This window comes from Longitalea luteola, assembly GCF_017356035.1.
GTDB lineage: Bacteria > Bacteroidota > Bacteroidia > Chitinophagales > Chitinophagaceae > Niastella > Niastella luteola.
The window spans coordinates 211,231-236,936 of the sequence record NZ_JAFIQX010000013.1 but is presented as its reverse complement, the minus strand read 5'-3'; the positions used below and the strand labels follow the sequence as shown (position 1 = coordinate 236,936).

Sequence of the window (25,706 nt, the reverse complement as noted above, 5' to 3'; positions counted from 1 at the left end):
TTGAATATAATATTTATCATCGGATGAAGTAAAGAGTTATAACCTAAAAGCCATTCAATAATCTATTTTTTTAGCATTTCAATTTAGCCTCAAGCTATACGAATTAAATTAAGTGCATCAGTGAACCTTTTTTCAGTGTGAACTTTTCGTATATTGCTTCACTTCTTTTACGCCAGCAAAACGCGAAATGAAACAGACAAACGAGATTATTAAATTCGATTTGCTTAAACACCTTAAACTTCAATCAGGAGAGCTTAACAGCTTGCCCTATTTTTTGGCAACGGAGAAGCATTTTTCACAAACCCAATACACCGCTCCATTTAATAACTATTTCTATACTATCGGGCTCATGCATGGCGATGCAGCCATCAGCATAGGCACAAAACAGTACAGGCTCAACAAGGGAAGCGTGATCACCATTGGACCAGGCATTACCTGTCAGTGGCTTGGCAACACCTTGCCGCCGATGCAAACCTTTTTCTTTTACGACGAGGTATTTCTCAATAACTTCAGCAGTACATTCTTCTTTTCTTTGGAATTCTTTTGCCCTGATGCTCATAACTTATTACAATTTGAAGGCGCGGACTTGCAGGAGATAGAACAGTTGTTCCATACTCTTGATGTATTGAAGCACAGACCCGAGGCCATTGGCGGTATTCTCTTTGCCATCCTGCAGGTGTTGCAAAAAAAGTACTGGCAAGTGTATTCGGCCGGCAAGCAAGAACTCTCTCCAAAAGAGCGCATCATGGCTCAATTCAGGTCCCTGGTTGCTAAAAACTTTGCCAGGCATAAAGACGTGTCTTTTTACGCTGCCAGCCTCCATATTACTCCCAAATACCTCAGTGAGGTATTGCTCGAAACCACAGGCCTTACCGCTAAAAAATGGATAGATATTCACCTGATGCAGGAGGCCAAATACCTCTTGAGCCATGCTGGGCTGTCTATCAAAGAAGTAGCACACAAACTTGGTTATGCAGACTCCTCCCACTTTCTTAAAGCATTCAAAAAGCAGGAAAGCATCTCTCCAAGCGTTTTCAAAACGCGTAAAAATCAACCGGCCTTAAAATAATTAACTTCGCCGAAGGACTGCAGCAACCGAAAAATCTACCAATCTTACCGCCTTCTGTACATTTTTGCTGCTCTTTTCCCCCGGTAATTTTGACTCGAAAAAAAGATCAAAATGAAACGGATATTATTGTCTACAGACGAAAAAATCAAGGAGTGGGCACATACTTTTTTAAGGATGATGTTCGGTGTGCTGCTGATACCAAATGGATGGGACATGTTAACGCATTTTTCAAGTTATGCTGCAACTTTTGCCGACCCGCTGGGTATCGGATCAACAACTTCCCTTACACTGGTAATTCTTGCGCAGCTCGTATGCAGCGCATCGGTCGCCATTGGTTTTTTTACCCGCCTCAATGCAGTACCCATCATCATTGCCTTCCTGGTAGCTGCATTTCTCGTACATGCAAAAGATCCATATCCGGTAAAACAGCCTGCATTGCTTTACCTAGTCTTGTCCATCTACTTTGCCATCGCCGGCCCGGGGCTTTACTCTGTTGATAACCTTATGCTACGCTCTCGCAATAAGCAGTCATCAGCACGGTAGCATCTACTCTTAAACCTGATTCATTCACCCAGTCTCAATTGTATTATGCAGCAGATTATGCTCTGGCGGCCGGGCCTTACAAGGCCCGGATGCCACGCCCTGGCCGCCTTGTTCTTTTTGCTGGTTCTTTGCCCCGCCGGTGTGCACGGTCAAAGAATGCCTGTGGAATTTATGGCGGGCCATAAAAATTATTATTACCAGCATTCAGTGGGCATGAAGCTGTCCGGGACTTCTTCCTTTGGCTTTTTCCATACTTCGTCTATACTGATTCCCTTTGATGAAGAACGGGGCAATGAGATCATGAGCCAGTCGTATATAACCATTTCCATTAACCGCGCCTTATCAGCTGGTTTCGGCACCCTGTTTTCGCCAAAAAACCGAATACGCCCTTCTGTTTCCTTACAGTTCCTGGTGCAAAGGCCTAATACGACAGTGCTCATTTTCCCAAGGGCCGACGTTTGGAAGCAGCCTTCTTTTGAACTGATGGGTTTTTGGGAGCAGCGAAGCAGTGGTAGTAAACACCTGCAATTTTATGGCAGGCTACAGGTGATGACTACATGGACCTTCCCTGAGCACAATCGCAGCTATCAATACCTCCGGGTTGGGGCAGAGCACAAAGGGTTTGGCTTTGGCGTGGCCGTCAATCTGGACGAATATGGAAAAGAGGCACGCCTGTATCCAAACTATGGCCTTTTTCTCAGGCGGGTGCTGTGAGACGTTCATTAGTACAAACAGCTGCGAAATGAAAACGATTCAATTGTCTATATTCCCCCGTTACGCTGTCCATTTACACCTCGGTAAATAAACATTTGGATGGTAGATTTGTAAGAGCGTTTTTCAACACAAAAAATCTATCCATATATGTTGCTTAGTAACAAAAATGCCGTCATCTACGGTGGCAGCGGCGCTATCGGCGGGGCTGTTGCACGGGTGTTTGCCAGGGAAGGCGCAAATGTGTTTATCGCAGGCCGAACGCAGGCCAGGCTCGATGCTGTGGCTGCTGATATCAGCGCAGCAGGTGGTCAGGTAGAAACCGCTGTGGTTGACGCTTTTGACCAACGTGCAGTTGAGGAGGCACAAAAAAACAGGACAAAGTCGAATTACTCGCTTTGTCCTGTTTTGTTGTAGTAATTGATCTGCAATTACATGTATGGTTTCATATCATCTTCAATGTGAAGCGAAGCTTTACCGTATTACCTACATTCTTTATTCAGCCGGCGTTAGCACAATATTTCTATACGAGACGGGACCATGGTCGCCTTGCAGGTAAATCGGTCCGGGTTCTCCCTCTTTACTATCCAATGCCCCTCCGGTTATACCTGGTATCTCCTGATTACAAATGATGGTCTTTCCGTTGGCAACAACTGTAACCATTCTGCCTATAAGGGTAATGTCGAAACTTTGCCATTTATCGGGCCCCAATGCTGCATTCTCACTGGGCACCAGGAAACCATAAATACCACCAAACAAGTGGCTGTTGGGATGGGCATCAGCCGGGTTGTCGATAACCTGTGTTTCATACCTGCCTCTCAAATACACGCCGCTGTTGCTTTTCGGCTTAAGTTTGAATTCGATATGCAGTTTGAAATCGCGAAACTTTTCTTTTGTAATAATATTACTGCCCGACTCGGGGCTGATCAATTCTCCGTTCTGTACTATCCACTGGTTCTTTTTTCCATCCACTTCCCAACCGGTAAGGTCTTTACCATTGAACAGCTGAACTGGCTTTTTCCAAACTACTTTCTTTTTTTCTGTGAGCAAGGGGGCTCTTACGCCTGTGAATGGATACTCCTTTCCGCTACTGGAATGAATAACTCCTTTTATGCCTTCAGCCGTTGGCTCACCTTCAAACACCATATCTTTTTCTTCTCTTTCCCATTGTGGTGGAATGGTAAATGTGAATTTGTTTTGTTCAAGAACGATCTTCGAAACGGGTCTTGCACTTCCACCCGACGCAACAAAGCGACCTACCAGGGTTTTATACCCGCTTACTTCAATTTCCAGCCAGCTGGCTCTTTCTTTTCCATCTTCGATTACAGTCAAGTCCCATCTTCCTACCAGTTCGCCACCGGTAACTGTTTTCGCGTTAACGGCAGCTACCTGCGCATCACTGAACTGTGGCGCCAGCCCTAATAATCCGATACAAACAACCGCTATCTTCTTTTTTATGTGCATGATCTCAATGTTTCTGTTTTTATAATACAATTATTACTATCCTGTTATTTTCATGTTAACAGGATCCCATTTAATTGGTTTGTGATTATAGTAACTGTCGTTACAGAGCAATGCAGGTGCAGCAGCACGATAACCAAACACAGCATCTTCAACCACGGTACCGTTGTTACGAATAGCGGTAAAGAAATTATTGAAGTGATCGTAATGAGCTCCCTTATATCCTTCTTCAGCGTGGTAAACAAGGTTCTCCGGCGCCAGCATTTTCTTCCTGGTATCCTGACCCTTTCCTGCTTTCGCCATTTGCGCTATCATAAAAGGATCATTCGAATCAAAGCTTTTATTTCTTCTTAAAGTGATCTTGTCCCACTCGACATCCATAGCGCCTTCACTACCGATCAAACGCAGATACGTAGTACCGCTGGTACCATCAACAAAATTACAACGCAGTGAAAGGTTAAAAGCAGGTGAATTAGCTCTTTCATTATAATCGAAAGTACCAAGCAGTACATCAGGCACTTCGCGGCCATCGTTCCAGAATCTTAAGCCGCCGGTTGCATATACCTGGTTAGGCCCTTCCGATCCGGTAATGAAATGCAGACTGGAGAACAGATGCACGAACAGATCACCAGCCATACCGGTACCGTAATCGCGATAATTCCGCCAGCGGAAGAAACGCATCTTATCGAAACTGCGTTTATTCGTATTACTTACAAAGGTGTCCCAGTCAACTGTTTTTTCTGTTGCATCTTCGGGAACCGGATATTGCCAAACCTCAACAGGGGCGCGACGCGCCCAAAAACCTTCTGCATAATTCAATTTACCAATGGCGCCGTCTTTCAACAGCTCACGCGCTTTTTCATTCCCCAGCGACGACAAACCCTGACTACCCACCATGAACACTTTGTTATATTTCCTTTGGGCAGCGATCACCGCCGGCCCTTCGTCAACGCCATGTACCATGGGTTTTTCACAATACACGTGTTTGCCTGCCGCCATGGCGTCAATGGAAATTTGCTTATGCCAGTGATCAGGCGTTCCAATAATGACGGCATCTACATCTTTTCTATCAAGAACATCTTTATAATGCCTTGTCGTGAAGAGGTCTTTGCCCCATTTCCTTTTGGCATCTTCCAACCGGCCATCGTACAGATCGCAAACGGCTACCACTTTCACGCCCGGCACCTTCAGCGCTGTGCTAAGGTCTGCCGTACCCATGCCGCCGGCGCCAATCAATGCAACGTTTATATTATCATTGGCAGTATAGCGCTTCTCCCCTTCTAACCCTCTTCTCATCTTCTCTGTATGCGCAGCTGATACCTCCGTTAAAGCACCGCCGGCCACCACTCCACCGGTTGCCAGTGTCAGGTTCCTTAAAAACCCGCGACGGTTATATCCTTTTTTCATCTGAATTATTTTTAATTGTTTTATTGGGCCAGCGGAACTGGACATGTTAAGATTTTCTGTAAAATGTTTTTTATGGGAAATGCATATTAATTAAAATTGTTGCAATAGCACAGTTTTTCCACGCAACCGTTTGCATTTTTTTTGCAGTGAGCGTCCAGATCCCCTTGAACGTAGTTCAATCGCTAAGTCCATAAACATGCAGTGTGCAACAAGTATGTTATTGTGCCAGGTAACCGCCGTCTGCAGGATAATAAGCGCCTGTTACAAATGACGACTTTGAGGAAGCAAGCCAAAGGATCAGTTCGGCAATTTCCTCCGATTCACCCAGGCGCCCGATCGGGTGCAATTCCACCAAAGCATTCCGGGCGGTTTCGTCCAGTGTGTTCATGATCAGCGGCGTTTTGATATAGCCGGGGCCAACGGAATTGATCCGGATATTCTTATCTGCATATTCAAGCGCAGCTGCTTTTGTAAGTCCTACCACTCCATGTTTTGCGGCCACATAAGCCGGCGACATTTTAGTACCAGCCTGGCCAAGTATGGATGCCACATTAATTATGCTGCCCCCGCTTTCCAGCATGGCCGGGATTTGATAGCGAAGTCCGTAGAAAACCCCGGAAAGATTAATGTCAATCGTTTTCTTCCACCCTTCGAGCGGATATTCGCCGGTAGGGCTCAACGGGCCACCGATGCCGGCATTGTTTACGGCAATATCCAATTTCCCGAATTGCTGCAGTGCAAAGCGCACGAGCGCTTCATTCTCTTCCGGGCTGGCGCTATCTGCTTTAAAAAATGCAGACTCACCTCGCATTGCCTTTATTTCTTCCACAACTTTATTCCCATGGTTTTCGTTGATGTCAGACACCACCACTTTTGCCCCATTTTCCGCAAACAGCAGCGCTGTTGCCTTGCCAATGCCTGAAGCCGATCCCGTGATGATGGCGACCTTTTGTTCCAGAAGTTTCATAACTTTTACTTTTTGTCATTACTAATATCTTTTCGGGATTCATACAATAACAAGTTACTGAAAAACCGCCGTCGAATTCATTATCTGATCATGCTAACCTATGTTGAAACGGGTATCGAGTTGACGACGCTTGCCGGGATGATGCAATACTTGATTTATTGGAATAACATTAAAGCATGCGCCCGCAGCTTTTCACCTAAAGAATTTTACGGGAAAAGCCGCTTTAATGAATCGGTTAGTCTTAAATTAGTTCCGCAAACTACCCGCCGGTCCTGCACAAAATTTAAACGGTTTTTATGAAGTGGATTACCAGGGAACATCCAAAGATTGACAGAATAGCCTGCCCGTGGTTGATTAAACGTTTCATTGACCCACAGGCGGAAATCATTTATGTTCCGTTTGAAGAAGTGCTGCCCAAAGCAGAAGAACTCAATGCTGTTCCCTTTGACATTCCCAATGTGGAACATACTCACTATGGCGACGAATGCACCTTTGATTACCTGATCAAAAAATATAATATCACCGATCCTGCAGTAAAAACGATGGCGCCCATAGTGCGGGGAGCAGATACAGATCGTCATGAGATTGCCATACAGGCGTCGGGTCTATGGGCTATTTCGGCAGGACTGGCCTATAATTATAAAAACGATCACGAGCTGCTGGAAAAGGGCATGTTGATATACGATGCTTTATATAGTTGGGCAAAACACCTGCAAAAAGAAAAACATACGCAACAGCCATTTGAAAACTCACTGCTCAACGTATTTAAGACGTTTATCAGGAATAAACAGGCCGAAGGAAAAGAGATGCCTTCCTGGGTACAGGAGTTAAAAGAAATGATCCAGGATCACATTGACACAAATGTGACGTTAAAAGAACTGTCGAAAGACCTCGATATTAATCCTTCCTATTTATCCAGGGAATTTTCGAAACACTTCGATAACTTAAGCTTTGGCGATTACACCCGCAAATTACGTATAGAACGGGCGATCGAATTAATGAGCAATCCGTCATACTCTCTTACAGATATCGGTTATTTGACAGGTTTTTCAGATCAAAGTCATTTTACCAGGATTTTTAAAAAGCACACGGGCATCAGTCCTTCAGCCTATAGAAAAAATCTGCGGAAAAAGTAATTTTTATACAAGGCGGGTAATTTTTGTTCTATTCTGCGCCAACATATAGTCATAGCATTGTGGTTCGATAGGAAATAAACCAAATGCTTAACGAATGAGAAATTTCATCCTGCCTGGATCTAAGAAGGTACACTTTAAGAAAATCTTACTAATAAACTTTATCATCGGCAGTTTGCACGGCCACAGTGTAGCACAACAGGCGCCGGCAACCTATCCCAAAATAACAGGTTATGTTGGCATTCTGCACCCATTGGTCACTTACAGCAAGGAGGAACCGCATTACAATTTCGATGGAGCTTACACAGTGGGAATGCCAACCGGCATCAATATCTGGAAGAGCGCTAAAATCGGCTTTTCAATGGAGTTCGTGCCGCTTATAAGAGCAACCAATGGAACCAGCAAGATGAATAATTTTTTATTTCATCCAGGCGCCCTGTTCGGGCTGGGCAGAGGCTTCACCCTGGCAACACGCGCCGCATTTGAAACTTCCGGCAGGTATGGTTTTACGCCGGTATTGAATAAGATCGTAAAAAAGGGCCAAAGCAGTAGTTTTTTTATCGCCGTTCCTGTTCCTGTACGTTTTGGCAATGACCTGCCCACAACGGCTGCCATTGGTTTTCAATTTGGGATGATCTTTTAATAGTTATCTAAATGTATATGCAGCATTCAAATAATAACTCATGGAAGTTTCGTATAAATTAAAAGACCTGGCGCTGTATTTTCTTAAGCTGGGAACCATTGGTTTTGGCGGTCCTGTTGCGCTGGTAGGTTATATGCACCGGGACCTGGTTGAAAAACGCAAATGGATCACTGAAGAAGATTATAAAGAAGGGCTGGCGCTTGCCCAGCTGGCTCCCGGACCGCTGGCTGCCCAGCTGGCTATCTACCTGGGTTATGTGCACTACAAGATCATGGGCGCCACACTGGCCGGACTGGCCTTTGTCTTTCCTTCCTTTCTAATGGTGCTGGGAATAAGTTATGCTTATGTGCAGGCTGGTGGATTGCCCTGGATGCAGGCTGTTTTTTATGGCATTGGTGCAGCTGTTATCGGTATCATTGCCATAAGTAGTTACAAGCTGTCTAAAAAAAGCCTGGGTAAAGATTGGCTGTTGTGGGTCATTGCAATCGTCCTTGCTGTTACCACTTTCATAACGGAACAGGAAAGTCTCTGGCTGATACTGGCCGGCGGTGTTATCGTGTGGCTCTATAAAATTCGGCCGGGAGCTGCGCTCAATAGCATTTTACTTTCTCCCTTGTTACTTCAAATAAGTTCCGGCTTTACATTGAATGAAAAGCTCACTCAGATAAGCTGGTTCTTTTTTAAAGCCGGGGCTTTTGTCTTTGGCAGTGGATTGGCTATTGTTCCCTTCCTGTACGGCGGCGTAGTAAAAGAATACCAGTGGCTGAATGATCAACAGTTCCTGGATGCAGTAGCGGTGGCTATGATCACGCCCGGGCCTGTAGTAATTACAGTTGGCTTTATCGGTTATCTGGTAGCAGGTTTTCCCGGCGCCTGTGTGGCAGCCCTCGCCACTTTTTTACCCTGTTATCTTTTTACTGTTATTCCAGCGCCCTATTTTAAAAAATTTGGCAAACACCCGGCTATCATGGCTTTTGTAAATGGTATTACTGCGGCCGCCATTGGCGCCATTGCAGGCGCTGTGCTGGTGCTGGGTAAACGGCAGATAACGGATATAACATCGGCGATCATTGCATTAGTGACCATACTGGTGCTCCTAAAATTTAAAAAGGTACAGGAGCCGGTTATTATCGTTGCCGCAGCTTTACTCGGACTCCTGCTGAAAAGTTAATTATAAGCAGCACGTTACTTGCTGCCAATCGAAATAAACGGCCGGTAGCCATCCACTAGGGCTCCGGCCGTTTATATTGGTAGCATCTTTTAATGCACTACAAAGAATACCGCAATGTTACGCCATACGTTCTTTGATCTCCCAGGACGCCTGCGTAGTGGCCGGCATTTCCTGCAGCTGGTAACAATTGTTCAAAATAATCGCGGTTGAACAGGTTACGGCCCCATACGAAAAATGTTAGTCCGTTAATGGCCCGGAAACCAAGCCGACCGTTTACCAACGCATACCCTGGAATGTTCAAATACTGTGAAGGGGAAGGGCTTGAAGAAAAAGAAGAACGGAAGTAACTGTCAAGCCCAAGGAAAAACCGTCCATGCTGGCCAAGCGTAGTCGTTTGCCGGGAAAGAAGCTCACCACCTAAAGAGCCCGCCCATTTGGAAATACCTGGCAGGTCGCCACCCGAAATATCTTTAAAGGCACTTGGCGAACCGGTTTCTTCCAAAGGCACAGGTGCATTTGTAAAAGAAACGTATTCGCCTTCTGTCCAGGCCAGGGCTCCATTCAATGAAACCTGTTGACCTAAACTAATATTCGCGTCCACCTCAACACCTAACACCCGTATCTCTTCCGCATTTGCCAGGTAACCCCTGTTCACGCCCACTTCGGCTGTTTGTACCTGTGTTTGAAAGTCTTTCACATTGGTATGATGGAAAACTGCATTCACCGTTGCCCCGGGAAAGGGTTTGGTTTTAACACCTGCTTCATAATGGGTCACATATTCCGGTTTTATCTGCGCCAGGTCCAGCATCACTTCGCCGCTGGATGTTGGCAAACCACCGAGGTTAACGCCCACCGGTTTATAACTGGTAGAATAGGTGGCAAATGCGTTTATCTTTTCTGTGGCCTTATACGATACGGTCAACTGGCCTGAAAAATTGTTTTCATCTACATCTTTGGTAAAGTACTGGTTCGTGTATACAAGGTTCTTTAAGGCGAGCAGCTCAGGATCGGTTGTTTCTAATCCACCATACGTTTGGCGGTCATAATCCACTTCCTTTTTATCGTAGTTGAAGCGTAATCCCGGCAGGATATGCAGGCGCTCGGTGATGGCCCAGTCAACCTGTGCAAACACGGCTGCCCCTAAACTCTTAAGCCTCGAATACGTTTTGATACCATAACCATCAAACAAACCGGGTGTCTTCCATTTTGAGCTGGTAGTGCTTTGCGAAAAACGCCATTGGGCCGAACCTGATTCTTCAATGTGGTAGGGATCGGTCTTCAGGTCCTGCCCTATGGCAAAGACGCCAATAACGCCACTCAACCGGGAAGATATGTTTCCGGCATACCGTATTTCCTGCGTCCAGTTCTGATGTTTTGAAGTAGCCTGAGATAAGCTCAATACCGCCAAACCGGTGAAGTCACGGTCATTTGAGGGATCCCAGTTCCAGTAACGCCACGAGGTCGTAGCCGTTAACGTACCTCTGCCGATCTTCTGATCAATATTGATCGACACACCGCCAAGATCATTGCCCGAGCGCCACGGTGTATTATGATCGATTACGCGGTCAAAAGGATTCCTGCTGGGCAGTTCATAATTGAGGTCTTTAATGATCTGATCGAACTGCCGGTAAGCTGCACGTTTTGTTTCTACCACGCCTGCGACCACTTGTGCGTAGCCTTCAGGACGTTGTCGCGACAGATCTCCCACCAGCGTGATATGCGTTTTGGAAGTGGGTGTGAACAGGAACTGCGCTCTTACTCCCAGGTTATTGATATCGTTCACCTTTTTGCCGGTAGCAATGTTGTAAATGGTACCATCCCGCTGTGTACCGGAAAACGATAAACGGGCAGCCAGTTTGTCTTTGATAAGGCCTCCGGTGATTGAACTTTTTGCCTGGATAAAACCAAAATTACCATAGCTAACCTCGAAAGTTGCCCCGGGTGTAAACGTGGGTTTGCGGGTCGTAATATTGAACGCGCCGGCCGTGGTGTTCTTTCCAAACAAGGTGCCTTGAGGGCCGCGCAGCACTTCGATCTGCTCTACATCAATAAAATCGAGTGTTGTAACGGCAGGCCGGGCAAAATATACGCCGTCTACATAGAAACCTACACCCGGGTCAATACCATCATTGGTAAGACCGAATGTTGAACCCAGTCCGCGTACATTCAACGTGGTATTGCGCGGGTTTGATGAATACAACTGCACAGTAGGTATAAGCTCTTTCAGGCGATTTACATTGAAGGAGCCGGTTGCTTCCACCTGTGCGCCCCCAACTACGGAAATAGGAATCGGCACATCCTGCGCTGTTTCTGCCCGCCGGCGGGAAGTAATGACAACTTCGGTGAGCTCGTTACTCAATGCAAGAAAAATAGACAAAGGCTTAGCTGTTGATTCGGTGATCTCAATCTCTTTTGATCTATAACCCGCTGCACTGACAGATAATATGTAGGGCAGCGCTTTTTTAGCCGTGATATTGAATGATCCGTTTGCATCAGCCAGCGCAAAGGAATTGGTGCCTTTGATAATTACGGTGGCGCCCACCAAAGGCGCACCCAGGCTGTCTTTAATTACACCGCTAAGAACAAACTGAGCGGTTGCTGATGAAACGAGGAGGATCAGCATTAGGGTAATAAATAATGAACGTCTCATAAGTTTGGCGTTATTTAAGGTTTGAAGTAAAGGCCACGGTGAAAACCGCGGCCGTATTAAATGAATGAATGAATGAATAACTGCTCTGTAGAAATAAAATTCCACAAGCTATTTTGAGGGCTTTGACTGTTACGGAACTGCACAGTACTGCCACCTGGAATTATCATTAATACCGGTCGAACCACAATTTCGTCAGCAGATTATCAGCTCCCTGATTGTTTATGGCCTGCCTGTAACTGTTCCCATTGAGTGACTGCTCTGAACCGGGATAAATGAACCGTACGGGAATTTTCTTATCCAATACACCGGCTACCGCTGGCGTCAACTGGGGATGATCGAGGCGGCGCCATTCAGCGAAGGCCTCCAGCCCCTGTCCATACAGGGCTATCCATTTTTGTTCACCGATTGACTTTTTAAAATTGCCCGCATCATACTGCACCGATGTCTGCGCCAGATAATCATTTATGGCGGCTGCATTAGTTATACCATACTGATTGAAAGACGCCGTGATGGCTGCTTTGTACAATTCACTGGCATTTTCCATAGTAAAGCCCCTGGCGGCTGCTTCGGCCCGGTTAAACAACACTTCTGCATAACTGGTGATCACGGCCGGTGATGTGGGCGCAAAAAAGAAAGAACCTGGCCGGGATGTTTTCGCGAAACCCAGGTTATTGGCGTCACTGGTTGTGAGGCCGCTGGGCACACCTACATAAGTTGCAACGGAAGGATCGGTAGGTTTATTCGCAAAAACGGATATGCGGGGATCGTTCAATGCGGTTAATTTATCGAGGATGGTTTTGGCAATACGAAATTCATCCCGGGTATCGAACCAGGCGCTCACCGGATTCTGCTGGGGCGACGTACTATACGTAAATTGCGCCGTTTCTGCATTGCTGCTGATGAGTCCACCACCATCGCTCAGCACTTCATTGATCGTTTGTTTTGCTTTTTCCGGCTCCCTGTCAGCAATACGCAGGGCAATCCGCAAACGTAATGCGTTGGCAAACTTCTTCCAGCGATCTATTTTACCTGCATATATCACATCGCCTGAAATAGCATTACCGGTTGTTGTTAAAGCAGCGGAAGCCTGTTTCAACTCCTCCAGCAATCCATAATACACGTCTTTCTGCGCGTCATAAGCCGGCGTAAAATTATTCTTGATGTCCCCTGCCTGTTTGTAAGGAATATCGCCATAGGCGTCTGTGAGCAAACTGAACACCCATGACCGCAATATCAACGCAACGTTCTTGTAATTAATGTTTGCCTTTTCATCTGGCAATTGTATAATAGTATTTAGGTTGGTAATGCTTTGTGCATAACCGGTATTCCAAAGCGAGGTAAAACTGCTGTTGGAAAAAATATAACGATCGGGTTCGGTGTACTGCACTTTGGCCCAATGTTGAATGATCAGCAAGGTGGAGTTGAAATTATTGTCTGCTCCCCAATACAGATCTGAAGAGATCTTTTGCGCGGCTGTGAGCAGGTAATCGGGCTGTGGGTTCTCCGTTGCATTCGGGTTCTTATTCATCTCAACAAGGTCCTTCCTGCATGATACCGCCATCAAGATCATCGCTGCTATAAAAATCCTGTTTATTTTGTTCATCCTATTCCGTTTAAAATTTCAGGTTGATGTTCAATCCATAACTTCTTACCGTGGGGTTCGACAGATCTTCAAGCCCCTGGGTATTTCCATTGGTAAAAGCTGTTTCTGGATCAATATTGGGCACGTCTTTATGTATGATCCAAAGGTTCCTGCCAACCAGCGAAACGGTAGCGCTTACCATCCTGATCTTCCTGACCCATTTGGCAGGGATCGTGTACCCCAGCTTCAATTCACGGAACTTTACATAATCAGCACTGTACACAAAATGTTCCTCAATGCTTCTCGGCGCTTTATAATATTGCGAGGCAGGAATAATTGTGGTATTGTCATTTCCATTGGCTGTAACGCCCTTCCAGATCATGCCATCATCATACACTGTTTCTCCGTTGGGTGCATTGCCGCCTTTCGGGAGGGCCACGGTCCCATTGGCTTTGTTGTTGCCGGGATAGTAATAATATAAGCCTCCATGTTCAGCATCCCGGCCCGGCAGGGTCATTGCCAGCACACCGGTATAACTGCCGGTTGAATTGGAACCGGCAAACAATGATCCACCAATGCTGCCATCTACCAGGAATGACAAATGAAGATCTTTATAAGAGAAACTATTGGTAATACCGCCTATCCAGTCGGGCGTAAATTTGCCAAGCACTTTCTTATTCGGGTCAGCCTGCGGAATACCGCTGTTGTTAACTATAATATTGCCTGCAGCATCGCGCAGATAGGCATTTCCAAACAGGGTTCCATACGCTTTATCAACGGATGCGATCACCTGTACACTTCGATAACTGCCCAGCACATAATTCTGCAACCGGCCTTCATCATCGAGTTTTAATACCTTACTTCTATTGGCCGCATAATTTACATTCACATCCCATTGAAACCGGCTTGTTCTTACGGGCGTTATGCCCAATTGCACTTCTACACCTTTATTATTGATCTTTCCTGCATTCAACAACTTCTGGGTATAACCGGTAGTGGCGCTTACGTCTACTTTCAGGATCTGATCAATACTGTTTGTACTATATAAACTTACATCCAGCCGTACCCTGCTGTTCCAGAATCCCGCTTCAAAACCTAATTCCGTAGAGTTGGTGCTTTCTGATCGTAGCTCAGGGTTCAGGTCAACGCCGGCAGTGGTCAGTTGCGGATTACCATTAAACGGAGCGTTAAAGTTGTAGGTATTGATCAACTGGTATGGATCGGCATCAGCGCCCACCTTTGACCAGCCGCCCCGAATACGGGCATAGTTCAATACAGATCCCTTGAGATTAAATGCTTCCGACAGCACAAAACTGGCGTTAACGGAAGGATAATAATATGACAGATTTTTCTCGGGTAATGTAGAGGAACGGTCGTTACGGGCCGTAACATTCACGAAAGCATAATTTTTATATCCCACCTGTGCAGACGCAAATACACTGTATGTTTTCAACCTGGAATACGTATTGGAAGAGATCAGCGGGTCTCTTGAATTGGAAAGCGTATACACGTTTGCGACCGCCAGCCGTGGCGCCTGTTGATCGTTCTCTTCATAATACTTCGAGCGTATATTACCACCAGCCAGCACATCGATACTGAAATCTTCGTTGAGGTTTTTAGTATAACGAAGCGTTGCCTCCGTATTATTTTCATTTACAGTGTACCCGGTTTCCTGATAAGAACCATAGGGCGTTCCATTGGTGCCATACGCTATTTTAATTTTCCGCCGGTCGTTGTAATAATCATTGCCGGAGCGGACACTTAAGTTCAATCCATCAATGATTGCATAATCGAGTTTAACAGCACCGATGAAGCGGTTCCTTCGCTGACCTACCGTATTCTCATAAGCCACCCAGAATGGATTACTATAATAACTATTATTCCAGTTAAAGGTGTTGCCATTGGCATCTTTATAATTACGAAGCTTTTCAATGTCTACCTGCCGGCCAAACCAGGTAAATTGCAACATAGTGCTGGTAGCCCTTCTGCCTCCTGAACCCGGCAGGTTCGGCGCATTATACACTACATAACTGGCGTTAGCACTAATCTTTATTTTAGGCGTAACCGCAAACTGTGCATTAAAGGTGATGTTGTTCTTCCGGGCCTCGCTGTTTGGAATTATGCCGGATTGCTTTTCATTAGCAAAACCTATTCGGTAATTATAACTGTCACCAGCGCCTTCCAGGGCAATGCTATTGTTTAAGGTAACGCCTGTTCTGAAATAATCCCTGACGTTATCGGGATGAGCTTCAAATGGCACAGGCGTTCCATTGGAGTAGAACTGAGGTATAAGTTGTCCGTCTAAACGGGGTCCCCAGCTTTCATCCACGCCATCATTGACACCTCCACCTTTTCCGTCAACATAACTGAATTTTCCTTCCGACCCCTGGCCGAACACATTCTGGTATTCCGGCAATACCAGCAGGCTCGACAAGGTAGTATTGGAATTGATCGTCAGCCCCAGGCCCTGCTTTTTCTTTCCACTTTTTGTTTTGATAAGTATAACGCCATGGGCTGCTCTTGAGCCGTACAGGGCTGCGGCGTTAGGACCCTTTAAAACGCTGATCGATTCAATATCTTCCGCATTGAGGTCGGAAATGGCGTTGCGATAATCCCGGGAACCGCCGGCGCCCAATTGCGAATTATCAACCGGAATATCATCAACTATAAATAAAGGCTGGTTATTGCCTGCAATAGAGGTTTCGCCGCGAATTATGATACGCGATGACCCCATGTCACCCTGCGTATTGGTGATGCGCACACCAGCCACTTTTCCGGCCAGCGCATTCACCAGGTTCGACTCTTTGGCTTCGGCAATATCGGCCGATTTCAATTCCTGTGTAGAATAGCCAAGCGATTTCCGTTGCCGTGATACACCCAGCGCAGTAACCACCACGGCGTCGAGCGATCTGTCGGCAGGCGACAACTCGATCACCAGGTGATTGGCCGAAGAATCTACCACTACCTGTTGTGCTTCATACCCGACATGAGAAATGGTAATGATCGTGCTGCCACTAACAGCGATGGAAAAGCTACCGCCAGCATCAGAAACACTGGCCTTATTACCCGTATTACCTATCACCGTTACGCCAGCCAGTGGCAATCCAGTTGTTTTTGCCTTTACCACGCCGGTTACCGTTCTGGTTTGTGCAAACATCCATAACGGCAGTATCAGGAAGATAGATGCTAAAAATGGTCTCATCCTTATCATTTATATAGTTATAGGTTAGTCGTAAAGACAATATTTATACGCATCGAAGAAACAACTCATTGTCTCCGACGAAGGAAGCATTCATCAAACATTCATTGCGGGAAATAACAGTAACAACTTAGCCGGGCAGCTTACAGCGCCATCCGTCATACAGGAGTAAACATGGCAAAGATAGGCGTTGTAATATTACTGTCAAATTTATTCTACTATTTTAGTAGGGTTTAATAACGGTTTGGGACGCCGCGCACAAATATATCCTGAATGGCGTGGCGTGCACGAAGTGCTGGAAAAGAACTTTGATGCGGTGTTACATCTTATCGATACCTTTTTTATCTAATTGATCAATTTTTTGCCTGGCGTCGCGCCTGGTACAAAAACGAAAAGTCATTTTAATCCATAAAAAAAATGTGTATCTTGCAGTCATCAGAGAGGACATAGTGGAAGTATTTCCGCTCTGTCTTTTTTTATACCCCTATAACCGCACCCAGCCCTACCAGCGAATGGACGCATTTCGCCTGGGTGAAAAATCCGTCAAATGAAAGCGTATTCAATTAGCGCATCCCTATTCCTTTGTATAATAAGTAGTGCATTCCAACCGTTCCATGATACCCAGTTAGCCGATGCTCCTTCAACCGGCAGCAGTATTGCAAACAAGACCAATATATCAATCGGTACGAATGATGATACGGTGATGCTTCCCTCATTAAAGCCCTATACAAGGCTGGTCTTCCAGAAAACAGAACACATAAAAGCGGCACCCGGCACAAAATCGGTTCTATTTAACAAGACCGGTCAAAAACTATACGCCATGAACCTGGAAGGCATGAGCATCTATGAATTTAACCAGGCGAACAGACAGCTGCAACGCGAATTTAAATTTAAACCAACGGAAGGAACCGGCTGGGATTATGAGACCAATAAACCGATGGCAAGCTATGAAGAAAAGCCGGTAGAAGCCTGCCTGAGTCATGACGACAAATTACTTTGGGTCTCATTGCATAATGCGGCCAGCATTGTACCTATACCTACGGAACAGGTTATTGGTTATAAGGCAGATACATCCAACACTAGTGTAAAACGCAAGAAGATCTATATAGAACATGCTGGTTCTGCCATCAAAGATTCAATTCAGGTACCGGTCATTGGTACAGGTCTTACCCCAAAAATTATTGCCCGTACGGCAGATAGTAAACATTTACTGGTAAGCAACTGGCATTCTCACAGTGTGAGCGTGTTAGATACTGACACTGCCGCTTTTCCATATGCGAAAACAGTAAGCACCGTTCGGGTCTCTGCCATACCAAGAGGCATAGCAGTTGATGACCAACGGAAAAAATCGTATGTAGCCATAATGGGTGGCGCAGCCATTACTGTCATAAATAATGATACCTGGGCCAGGGAAACCGATATCCCTGTTGCATCAAACCCCCGGCATATCGTATTAACCGACAATGGCCGGCTACTGGTATCATACAACAAGCTGGCTCGCATCGCCTGTATAGATCCTATCGCCCGCAAAACATTATTTACAGCCCCTACCCCGGCCCAACCGCGCACTATTGCGCTTTCCAAAAATTATAAGTTCTTATTTGTAACCTGCTATAGCAGCGACAAAGTAGAGGTTTTCAAGCTCAATGAGAACAGCTTCACCCGGGTAGCTTCTCTGCCCTGTAAAGGTCACCCTGTAGGGGTAGATATCTTTGAAGACGATAATAAACTGGAGGCCTGGGTTTGCAGTTATAATAACGGAACGATCAATATATTTTCGTTTGAAAAGAAATTATAGTGGATCGCTGACCATTAACTGTACTATGATGCCACTACCTGCCATTTATTGATGTTATACAACCGTCCTTTGTAATTCCCTTTCCGGGTAACCGAACCCTTCCGGCCATCCCATGAAAGCTGTAACCGGTTATAAATGCCTTTGGTATAATCGTAATTGAAACTATTGTCTTCAAACAGTTGCAATGGCTGCACTGGTTTACCGTAAATGTGACACGTAACCTGCAGCACCGTTTCGGATGTAATAAACTGTTCGGGGTTAGCCAGCGGCAGAATGGTATTATCTTTTATGAACATAGGAATTTCGTCGATCGACATCGTAATCTTATAGGATCTGCCGCCTTCATATTTTTTATTGGTATTGAAGTCGTACCATGTGCCTTTTGGGAAATAAACAGTGCGGGTAGATGCACTGTCTATAAACGGCGCGCATAATATACTTTCACCCAGCATATATTGGTCATCGATCTTCATTACGTTCACATCGTCGGCATAATCCAATACCAACGCACGTACAGGTGGAATGCCTTCAAAATAATAGCGGGCAAATGCCGAATATAAGTAAGGCAGCAGGCTCATGCGCAGATTGATCAGCTTTCTTGCTTTTTCTTCCAATTGTTTATGGTTGGGCAACAACTCTTGTCGCGCATTTTTGTTCACCTCATATTGCAACCAGGGTGGCAGATCGAGATACCAGCCGTTTACGACCATTTGTGCTGATAAAGTAATCGTTTGCAACCGCCTGATAAGATCTGCTTCATTATTTGTTTCCCGTAGTTCAGGCGACCAGTTCACACCGGCAAATCCTGAATTAACAGTCATACGTACAAAGTCTGCGTGACTGTACATGTCAGAATACAATACCGCCGGAGACGGCGCTGCAAACAAATACGACGATCTTACATCGAACCAGGTGCGTTTATTGTTCTTCCTGTACAGATCGATCATTGTCTTATTGTACAAGGTGCCAAATAATTGCCGCATTTGTATACCGTCTATGCCCGACGGAAAACGCGCAATATCAGGAAAGCTCCATTCGAGATCGGCTACCAGGTAATCAGCTGCATCCGATTCGTCGAGCTTGAATGCGGTTATACCCTTTTTAACAAACGTTGTTTCATGGTAATTGCCGAAGAGATTTTGCGCACCGGCTGTTATAAAATCAGGCACGGCGCCCGTCCAAACCGTATAATCACATGAATATTTTACAATGCTGTCAAATAAAGGTGAAGACGGATGGGTATAAGCATGTTCCCACAGATTTAATTTAAACTGCTTTGCATTGATGCTGCTGATAAAAGCATCGGGATCGGGGAAATTCTTTTTATTCCAGGCAAAAGAACAGGAATAGGAATGCGTTTGCCAGCCGGGTTCCAACCCAATCATATCGCAGGGAATTTTATTGTCCCTGAAGTAATTGGCTATTGCGGCAACCTGCTTATCAGTAAAGGTAGCTTTGGTGCGGTACTTAAAACCCAGTCCCCATAAGGGCGGCATAGCCCCGCCGCCTGAAAACAGATTATATCGCTGCACCACCTCGCGCATGGAGGGTCCGCCAAAGACATAGAGCACCATGCCTTCGGTGCCATTGACGACAATACTAACTTCATTGGATGGCGTATGTTGCTTCCCGTATAGATCTACCGTTGTAAGTGCAATTTTCTGACTATCGTTGTTTGCGCGTTCAAACCTTGCTGTATCCAGTTTTCCCTTTGATGCCATATAAAATACAGTATTCCGCGCGGTATTCACCAAAACGCCATATCCCCTGGATGAAATATAAAATGGCATGGACGCGTGACCAAAACCAAGGTTACCCGAGACCCAGCTGCTGATCCGGATCTCTCTTCGCATTCCTCTTTGTTCAAAGGCATTCGTTTGTAAACCGAAGCCATAAAACCTTTCTGCTGTATCAACAGGCAACTGCGCTATTATACCACCTGCCGCTTTACGGAATTGAATCGTTTTTAGATCGAATGGTGGCCTGTCAACATGCCCTAGTGTTTTCAATGGTTCTGATAACGGTGGTTCTTTAAAATCGGTGGGCAGGTATTTTTCCGGAGCTCCGAAAACGATCTTCCAGATGCCGGGCGCTATGTTTTCAATGGATTGGCTAAATACGAGACTAACAGGCAGTACAATGGAAAGAATCAAGAGGAAAACACGCTTTTTCATAACAGACGATTATATGGTTCATATGCTAAACATATGCCATGCCCGGGCGTATGTTTTCATCGCTGTTCAATATAAATGTCAGTCATTGAGCGGGCGTTCGTATGGGAATGAAAGCAAGTGATCCGGTTAAGTGAATGCTCATGCGCAACATCAGCTGCCGGTGATGTTATGAAAGTCTGTTTTGTGTGTTTTATCTATATGGGAATTTGACGTGCATATTTATTGAGCCATTGCTCAAAGCTGAGCAGCTCCGGGTTAAGTTCCCTGGAGAAATTAACATCCCTGGTTTTGTTTAGTTCCTTTGCAAACTCGTCATAAAACTGGAACATATTTCCAAGTTCATCAGCACCGGGAAATCCAAAGCCCCGGTACACGTCGGCTGGCACCTTATTGTAAACTACCCGCTCGCCCAATGCCTTGCTCATTGCAGCGGCCATTTCTTCACCGGTTAATTGTTCGCCTGCTATGCCAATTCTTTGCCCTACCATTCCAGTGCCTTTTGTGAAAATGCCATAGGCACATTTGCCAACATCTTCGGCTGCAATTCCCGCCATCCTGGAATCGCCAATCGGCATGGTGAGCGCCAGCACGCCATCCTCGCCTCGTTTTGGTCCTGACCCGAAGTGAATAAAATTGTCCCAGTAAAAAGAGGCGAGCATAAATGTAGTTGGAATTCCAGCATCAATAAAAAGTTTATCCGATTCGCCTTTACCATCAAAATGAGGAACTTTATATTTATCCTGGAGTGTAGGCATTCGTTCGTCAGTAAGTGGAATGTATGTACGTGTATCTTCCAGGGTAGACCAGATAACATGTTTCAGATCGGCTTTTCTCGCCGCTTCAGCAAATATGGCGGCTTCAGCTTTCTCTTTTTCTGCTGAATAATGGGCCCAGAAAAAAGTAACGAAAAAAGCGCCATAAGCACCCTGCAGTGCATTCTCAACAGCCTGTTGATCATCAATATCTGCGGTTACCACCTCAGCCCCGAGTTCCGCTAATTCCTTTGCTTTATCAGAATCGGGATTGCGGGTCACAGCCCTAACGCTAAAGGCACTGTCTTGGTCCTGTAAAATAGCACGGGCAAGTCCTCCGCCCTGTGCACCGGTAGCGCCAAACACAGTAAGTATTTTAGTTGACGGCATAATATTGCTTTTATTTAAATATAACCAGAAAACGCCAACTCTTGAAAAATTATACATAAAAGGCCGGCTTAAAAGATTGAGCCAGCCTTTACAAACAAAATCGTATTAACATCAGGTGTTTTTCACCTTTTTTACTTACAGGTTTATTCGTATGTTCCTATAACTAACCTCTTGATTGATCTATCTCGACCATTATACCGTCAACTATAATTGTATCGTTTAGGAACATGCGTTATCTCAATTCATTTCCGCAGATCACATGTTCACCTCACTCTTTCTGCAACGTGTGCAGGTGATACCAGTTCAACGCTTCTTTTTCATAGTGTTTCACCCAGGCAGCTTTTTCATCGTTGTAAGCAAGCGAATCGTTTGCATGCAACTGCGCAGCCCGCCTTTTTTCCGCTTCATATTGCCTGGCAACGGCCGGATGCGCTCTCAGGTAATCCCTGAAAGCCAGGTGACGTGTAATGGCCCCGAATCCTTTCTCAAAGAAATGAAGATGGATCAAACGTTTGCCTGCGCCGTTGGTATATGTACAAAATCGCCGGCCGGCTATTCCAAACTCACCATGCCATTTATAACCCAGTTCTTCAACCAGTTGTTTTTGTTCATCCAGTTGCGTCAGGCTGTTAACTACAGGTATCAGGTCGATAACAGGTTTGGCAGCCAGACCAGGTACAGCTGTAGAGCCAATATGCTCAACGCAGGTTAGATTTTCGCCTAATACATTCGCCAGCCTGGCTGAAATTTCCCCCGCCATCAGCTGCCAATCAGGGTTGTACGATTCAATTTCTACCTGGTGTGGTGTTATGCCTGCCTGTTCGGGTGATAACTTATACTTCATAGTCTATTCAGCTAATTTGGCACTCTTCTTTCTCAAAGCGCCCAATTTTTGTTTACCATATGAGATCCGGGTAATGATCACAAACAACACCGGTACGATAAAGATCGATAATACCGTAGCCGATAACATGCCGCCAAAAACGGTCCAACCGATCGTTTTACGCGCATTCGCGCCTGCACCACTGGCGAAGGCGAGCGGCAGCACACCCAGTATAAATGCCAGCGAAGTCATAAGTATCGGCCGTAAACGCAGTTTTACCGCTTCCAGGGTAGACGCAATGAGTTCCTCGCCGCGATCGACCCTTTCTTTGGCAAACTCCACTATGAGGATCGCATTTTTCGCTGCCAGCCCGATCAGAGTAATTAACCCTATCTGCGCGTATACGTTATTCGACAGTGATGGCAAAAAAGTGAGGGTAAGTATGGCGCCAAAAGCGCCAATAGGCACAGCCAGCAATACCGAGAACGGTACCGACCAGCTTTCATATAACGCTGCCAGGAACAGGAATACAAATGCCACCGATAATGCGAAGATGTACACTGTTTTTGAACCGGCATTAATTTCCTCGCGGCTTAACCCTGAAAATTCGTACCCATATCCTGTGGGCAGCACTTTATCAGCCACCTCGCGTAATGCATTAAGGGCCTCACCGCTGCTATAGCCTTCTTTGGAACCCCCGTTTATTTCAGCCGATCTGAACAGGTTATAGTGCTGGATCAGCGGGGCGCTTTCCGTAACCGTGTAGGTGGTTACAGCACTTAGCGGTATCATATTCCCGGCACTGTTACGTACATAATATCTCTGCAGTTCGCTTATATCGCCCCGGAAAGTTGTGTCTGCCTGGGCTACAACCCTGAAATTCCTTCCATAAATATTAAAGTCGTTCACATACCGGCTGCCCAGATAGGTTTGGAGGGTATTGAACACATCGGCTATGGAAACGCCCAGCTTTTTACATTGTTCGCGGTTTACATTTACCTGGTAACCGGGTGTTCGGGCAGTGAAAAATGAAAATGCGCGGTTGATCTCAGGCCGTTTATTGGCTTCTGCTACAAAATTCTGTACAACTTTTTCAAAGGTCTTCAGGTCATCCGTGCTTTCGCGCTGCTGCAGTTCAAATGTAAAACCGGCGGTTTGTCCTAATCCCGGGATCGGTGGCGGTGGTATAACCACAATATTCGCATCTTTTATCGCCGATAATTTCTTTTGCACTTCAGCAATTACGCCATTGATCTGCATGCTTTTGTCTGTTCTTTCATCCCATGGTTTCAACTGCGTGAATACAGTGCCTGCATTCGATTTGGTTGAAAAGGTAACCACGTTCAATCCGCCCAATGCGGCATAGTGCGCCACAGCGGGTATCGTCTTCAATGTATTTTGAATGGTGGTCAATACTTCTATACTGCGGGTGGTAGAAGATGCTTCCGGCAGCTCGTAGGTAATGAATATACGGCCTTCGTCTTCTGTTGGAATAAAACCAGTAGGCTTCGTTTTAAATAACAAAAACGTGCCTACCAGGATACACACGAGCAGAATGACGGCATACCGTGCGCCGCCGATAAATCTTTTTACCCCGCGGCTATAGCTGGCGGTTGTACGGGCAAACCATTCATTGAATACAAAGAAGAACCGGTTAATGCCTTTTGATTCTTTATTGATATGGCTCGGCTTCAGCAACAGCGTACATAATGCCGGGGTGAGCGACAACGCCACAAAGGCCGATATCAATACGGAAATGGCAATGGTAATGGCAAATTGCTGGTATAACCGCCCTACAATACCAGGAATAAAGCCCACCGGAATAAACACCGAGGCAAGGATCAGGGCAATGGCTATAACAGGCCCCGAGATATCTGCCATAGCGTGTATGGTAGCATCTTTGGCCGACATTTTTTGCTCATCCATATAATGCTGTACGGCCTCCACCACCACAATAGCATCATCCACCACAATACCTATGGCCAGCACAAAACCAAACAGCGTAAGGGTATTGATCGTAAATCCGAGCGGTATAAAAAAAACAAAGGTGCCGATGATACTTACCGGGATGGCGAGCACCGGGATCAATGTGGCGCGCCAGTTCTGCAAGAACAGGAACACCACCAGCACAACCAGCGCTAATGCTTCGAGCAGGGTTTCTACCACTTCGTGAATAGACACCTTCACCACAGACACTGCTTCAAAAGGAACAATATAGTCGACGTCGGCGGGAAAAGATTTTTTTAAACGGCTCATTACATCGTACACGCCCTGGGCTGTTTGCATGGCGTTACTGCCGGGCGCCTGGTAAATAAGCAGGTAGGAAGCGCGTTTACCATCGACGAAAGAATTATTGGAGTAGTTGAATTTACCCAGCTCTACGCGGGCAACATCTTTCAGGTAAACGACAGAACCATTCTGGGGGTTGGTGCGTACAATAATATTTTTGAATTGGTCTGCTGTATTGAGGCGGCTGTTGGTAAACACCGTGTATTCGAAAGCCTGCACCGAACGCTGCGGCGGAGCGCCTACAGAACCGGCTGCCACCTGCAGGTTCTGCTCCTGCAATGCTGCAACTACTTCATTGGATGTAATGCCTAATTGCGCCAGTTTATCGGCCTGCAGCCAAACACGCATGCTGAAATCATCTGCCCGCGAGAAAACGTCCCCTACGCCCTTTACACGTAGCAGGGCATCTTTTACATATATATTCGTAAAGTTGTCGAGGAAGGGAACGCCGTGTGTACCATTGGGTGAGAAGATGGCCACCAGCATCAAAATACTGGGGTTACGCTTACGAACGGTAAGGCCAAGGCGTTTAACATCATCGGGTAATGATGGCGAGGCAACGCTTACCCTGTTTTGCACATCCAGTGCGGCAATGTCAACATTGGTGCCTACTTCAAAAGTTACGTTCATTGTGGTACGGCCATCGCTGGTGCTGTTGCTTTGCAGAAAAGCCATGCCTGGCGTACCATTGATCTGGGTTTCAACTGCAGTCGTTGTCGTTTGTTCAACCGTTTGGGCATCGGCGCCGGTAAAAGCGCCCGTAACCTGAACAACAGGAGGTGTGATATTAGGATATTGGGCTACGGGTAAATCAGACATTGCCAGTAAACCTGTCATTACAATCACAATCGAAATCACGATAGCGGTTACCGGTCGTTTTATAAATGTATTAGCGATCATATTGTAGCGCTTGATTGAAGTTCTGTAAACAATACTCGTTCAAT

The 25,706-nt window shown here is 45.9% G+C and carries 18 protein-coding genes; 8 read left to right on the top strand and 10 right to left on the bottom strand.

Translation table 11 applies throughout. From position 1 onward, the window contains the following. Positions 1–187: 187 nt before the first annotated feature. From JUB15_RS25200 to JUB15_RS25180, 4 genes are all read left to right on the top strand, one after another. The gene (locus tag JUB15_RS25200; RefSeq protein WP_207515426.1) at positions 188–1,069 is read left to right on the top strand and encodes a helix-turn-helix domain-containing protein; all 882 of its coding nucleotides are present in this window, start codon (positions 188–190) and stop codon (positions 1,067–1,069) included. 111 nt (positions 1,070–1,180) lie between these two features. Then, positions 1,181–1,612 (top strand): DoxX family protein, encoded by a 432-nt coding sequence (locus JUB15_RS25195; protein ID WP_207515425.1) that lies wholly within the window; start codon positions 1,181–1,183, stop codon positions 1,610–1,612. 45 nt (positions 1,613–1,657) lie between these two features. Continuing rightward, a complete protein-coding gene (locus tag JUB15_RS25185) occupies positions 1,658–2,326 on the top strand; it encodes a hypothetical protein (RefSeq protein ID WP_242696511.1) in 669 nt (222 codons plus the stop codon). Between the two features lie 147 nt (positions 2,327–2,473). Continuing rightward, complete coding sequence (locus JUB15_RS25180; protein WP_207515422.1) at positions 2,474–2,740, top strand: SDR family NAD(P)-dependent oxidoreductase; 267 nt, start codon at positions 2,474–2,476, stop codon at positions 2,738–2,740. 78 nt (positions 2,741–2,818) lie between these two features. Here JUB15_RS25180 and JUB15_RS25175 read toward each other — a convergent pair whose 3' ends face one another. The 3 genes from JUB15_RS25175 to JUB15_RS25165 form a co-directional block, all read right to left on the bottom strand. Then, positions 2,819–3,787 (bottom strand): 3-keto-disaccharide hydrolase, encoded by a 969-nt coding sequence (locus JUB15_RS25175; protein ID WP_207515421.1) that lies wholly within the window; start codon positions 3,785–3,787, stop codon positions 2,819–2,821. 36 nt (positions 3,788–3,823) lie between these two features. Beyond that, positions 3,824–5,191: a Gfo/Idh/MocA family protein gene (locus JUB15_RS25170; protein WP_207515420.1), complete on the bottom strand. Its 1,368-nt coding sequence runs from the start codon at positions 5,189–5,191 to the stop codon at positions 3,824–3,826. Between the two features lie 217 nt (positions 5,192–5,408). Next, positions 5,409–6,158 carry an SDR family NAD(P)-dependent oxidoreductase gene (locus tag JUB15_RS25165; protein WP_207515419.1) on the bottom strand — a complete coding sequence of 250 codons (750 nt, stop codon included), beginning with the start codon at positions 6,156–6,158 and terminating at the stop codon, positions 5,409–5,411. A gap of 296 nt (positions 6,159–6,454) precedes the next feature. On the opposite strand from JUB15_RS25165, the gene JUB15_RS25160 reads away from it, so the two are divergent. The 3 genes from JUB15_RS25160 (at position 6,455) to JUB15_RS25150 (ending at position 9,105) form a co-directional block, all read left to right on the top strand. Next, a complete protein-coding gene (locus tag JUB15_RS25160; protein ID WP_207515418.1) occupies positions 6,455–7,294 on the top strand; it encodes a chromate resistance protein ChrB domain-containing protein in 840 nt (279 codons plus the stop codon). Positions 7,295–7,388: 94 nt separating this feature from the next. Next, positions 7,389–7,934 carry a hypothetical protein gene (locus tag JUB15_RS25155; protein ID WP_207515417.1) on the top strand — a complete coding sequence of 182 codons (546 nt, stop codon included), beginning with the start codon at positions 7,389–7,391 and terminating at the stop codon, positions 7,932–7,934. 40 nt (positions 7,935–7,974) lie between these two features. Further along, positions 7,975–9,105, top strand: a complete 1,131-nt coding sequence (locus JUB15_RS25150; RefSeq protein ID WP_207515416.1) for a chromate transporter — start codon at positions 7,975–7,977, stop codon at positions 9,103–9,105. Positions 9,106–9,202: 97 nt separating this feature from the next. On the opposite strand, the gene JUB15_RS25145 is transcribed toward JUB15_RS25150, so the two are convergent. From JUB15_RS25145 to JUB15_RS25135, 3 genes are all read right to left on the bottom strand, one after another. Continuing rightward, a complete protein-coding gene (locus JUB15_RS25145) occupies positions 9,203–11,755 on the bottom strand; it encodes a TonB-dependent receptor (RefSeq protein WP_207515415.1) in 2,553 nt (850 codons plus the stop codon). Between the two features lie 166 nt (positions 11,756–11,921). Then, positions 11,922–13,358, bottom strand: a complete 1,437-nt coding sequence (locus JUB15_RS25140; protein ID WP_207515414.1) for a SusD/RagB family nutrient-binding outer membrane lipoprotein — start codon at positions 13,356–13,358, stop codon at positions 11,922–11,924. A gap of 10 nt (positions 13,359–13,368) precedes the next feature. After that, entirely contained in the window at positions 13,369–16,539 is a 3,171-nt protein-coding gene (locus JUB15_RS25135) for a SusC/RagA family TonB-linked outer membrane protein (RefSeq protein WP_242696510.1), read from the bottom strand. A gap of 544 nt (positions 16,540–17,083) precedes the next feature. Here JUB15_RS25135 and JUB15_RS25130 point away from each other — a divergent pair. After that, on the top strand, positions 17,084–18,334 hold the full coding sequence (locus tag JUB15_RS25130; protein ID WP_207515412.1) for a YncE family protein: 1,251 nt from the start codon (positions 17,084–17,086) through the stop codon (positions 18,332–18,334). Positions 18,335–18,357: 23 nt separating this feature from the next. Here the strand turns inward: JUB15_RS25130 and JUB15_RS25125 are convergent, their stop codons facing one another. The 4 genes from JUB15_RS25125 to JUB15_RS25110 form a co-directional block, all read right to left on the bottom strand. Continuing rightward, positions 18,358–20,508, bottom strand: a complete 2,151-nt coding sequence (locus JUB15_RS25125) for a glycoside hydrolase family 31 protein (protein ID WP_207515411.1) — start codon at positions 20,506–20,508, stop codon at positions 18,358–18,360. Between the two features lie 194 nt (positions 20,509–20,702). After that, positions 20,703–21,650 (bottom strand): NmrA/HSCARG family protein, encoded by a 948-nt coding sequence (locus JUB15_RS25120; RefSeq protein ID WP_207515410.1) that lies wholly within the window; start codon positions 21,648–21,650, stop codon positions 20,703–20,705. Positions 21,651–21,918: 268 nt separating this feature from the next. Beyond that, positions 21,919–22,494: a GrpB family protein gene (locus JUB15_RS25115; protein WP_207515409.1), complete on the bottom strand. Its 576-nt coding sequence runs from the start codon at positions 22,492–22,494 to the stop codon at positions 21,919–21,921. Between the two features lie 3 nt (positions 22,495–22,497). Beyond that, on the bottom strand, positions 22,498–25,662 hold the full coding sequence (locus JUB15_RS25110; protein ID WP_207515408.1) for an efflux RND transporter permease subunit: 3,165 nt from the start codon (positions 25,660–25,662) through the stop codon (positions 22,498–22,500). Positions 25,663–25,706 lie beyond the last annotated feature (44 nt).

What these genes read in the sequence shown, in the direction of transcription:
- JUB15_RS25185 (WP_242696511.1), top strand. Translation starts at nt 1,658, where the DNA reads ATGCAGCAGATTATGCTCTGGCGGCCGGGCCTTACAAGGCCCGGATGC.
- JUB15_RS25170 (WP_207515420.1), bottom strand. Translation starts at nt 5,191, where the DNA reads ATGAAAAAAGGATATAACCGTCGCGGGTTTTTAAGGAACCTGACACTG.
- JUB15_RS25125 (WP_207515411.1), bottom strand. Translation starts at nt 20,508, where the DNA reads ATGAAAAAGCGTGTTTTCCTCTTGATTCTTTCCATTGTACTGCCTGTT.
- JUB15_RS25135 (WP_242696510.1), bottom strand. Translation starts at nt 16,539, where the DNA reads ATGAGACCATTTTTAGCATCTATCTTCCTGATACTGCCGTTATGGATG.
- JUB15_RS25130 (WP_207515412.1), top strand. Translation starts at nt 17,084, where the DNA reads ATGAAAGCGTATTCAATTAGCGCATCCCTATTCCTTTGTATAATAAGT.
- JUB15_RS25175 (WP_207515421.1), bottom strand. Translation starts at nt 3,787, where the DNA reads ATGCACATAAAAAAGAAGATAGCGGTTGTTTGTATCGGATTATTAGGG.
- JUB15_RS25200 (WP_207515426.1), top strand. Translation starts at nt 188, where the DNA reads ATGAAACAGACAAACGAGATTATTAAATTCGATTTGCTTAAACACCTT.
- JUB15_RS25155 (WP_207515417.1), top strand. Translation starts at nt 7,389, where the DNA reads ATGAGAAATTTCATCCTGCCTGGATCTAAGAAGGTACACTTTAAGAAA.
- JUB15_RS25120 (WP_207515410.1), bottom strand. Translation starts at nt 21,650, where the DNA reads ATGCCGTCAACTAAAATACTTACTGTGTTTGGCGCTACCGGTGCACAG.
- JUB15_RS25145 (WP_207515415.1), bottom strand. Translation starts at nt 11,755, where the DNA reads ATGAGACGTTCATTATTTATTACCCTAATGCTGATCCTCCTCGTTTCA.
- JUB15_RS25180 (WP_207515422.1), top strand. Translation starts at nt 2,474, where the DNA reads ATGTTGCTTAGTAACAAAAATGCCGTCATCTACGGTGGCAGCGGCGCT.
- JUB15_RS25165 (WP_207515419.1), bottom strand. Translation starts at nt 6,158, where the DNA reads ATGAAACTTCTGGAACAAAAGGTCGCCATCATCACGGGATCGGCTTCA.
- JUB15_RS25160 (WP_207515418.1), top strand. Translation starts at nt 6,455, where the DNA reads ATGAAGTGGATTACCAGGGAACATCCAAAGATTGACAGAATAGCCTGC.
- JUB15_RS25110 (WP_207515408.1), bottom strand. Translation starts at nt 25,662, where the DNA reads ATGATCGCTAATACATTTATAAAACGACCGGTAACCGCTATCGTGATT.
- JUB15_RS25140 (WP_207515414.1), bottom strand. Translation starts at nt 13,358, where the DNA reads ATGAACAAAATAAACAGGATTTTTATAGCAGCGATGATCTTGATGGCG.
- JUB15_RS25195 (WP_207515425.1), top strand. Translation starts at nt 1,181, where the DNA reads ATGAAACGGATATTATTGTCTACAGACGAAAAAATCAAGGAGTGGGCA.
- JUB15_RS25115 (WP_207515409.1), bottom strand. Translation starts at nt 22,494, where the DNA reads ATGAAGTATAAGTTATCACCCGAACAGGCAGGCATAACACCACACCAG.
- JUB15_RS25150 (WP_207515416.1), top strand. Translation starts at nt 7,975, where the DNA reads ATGGAAGTTTCGTATAAATTAAAAGACCTGGCGCTGTATTTTCTTAAG.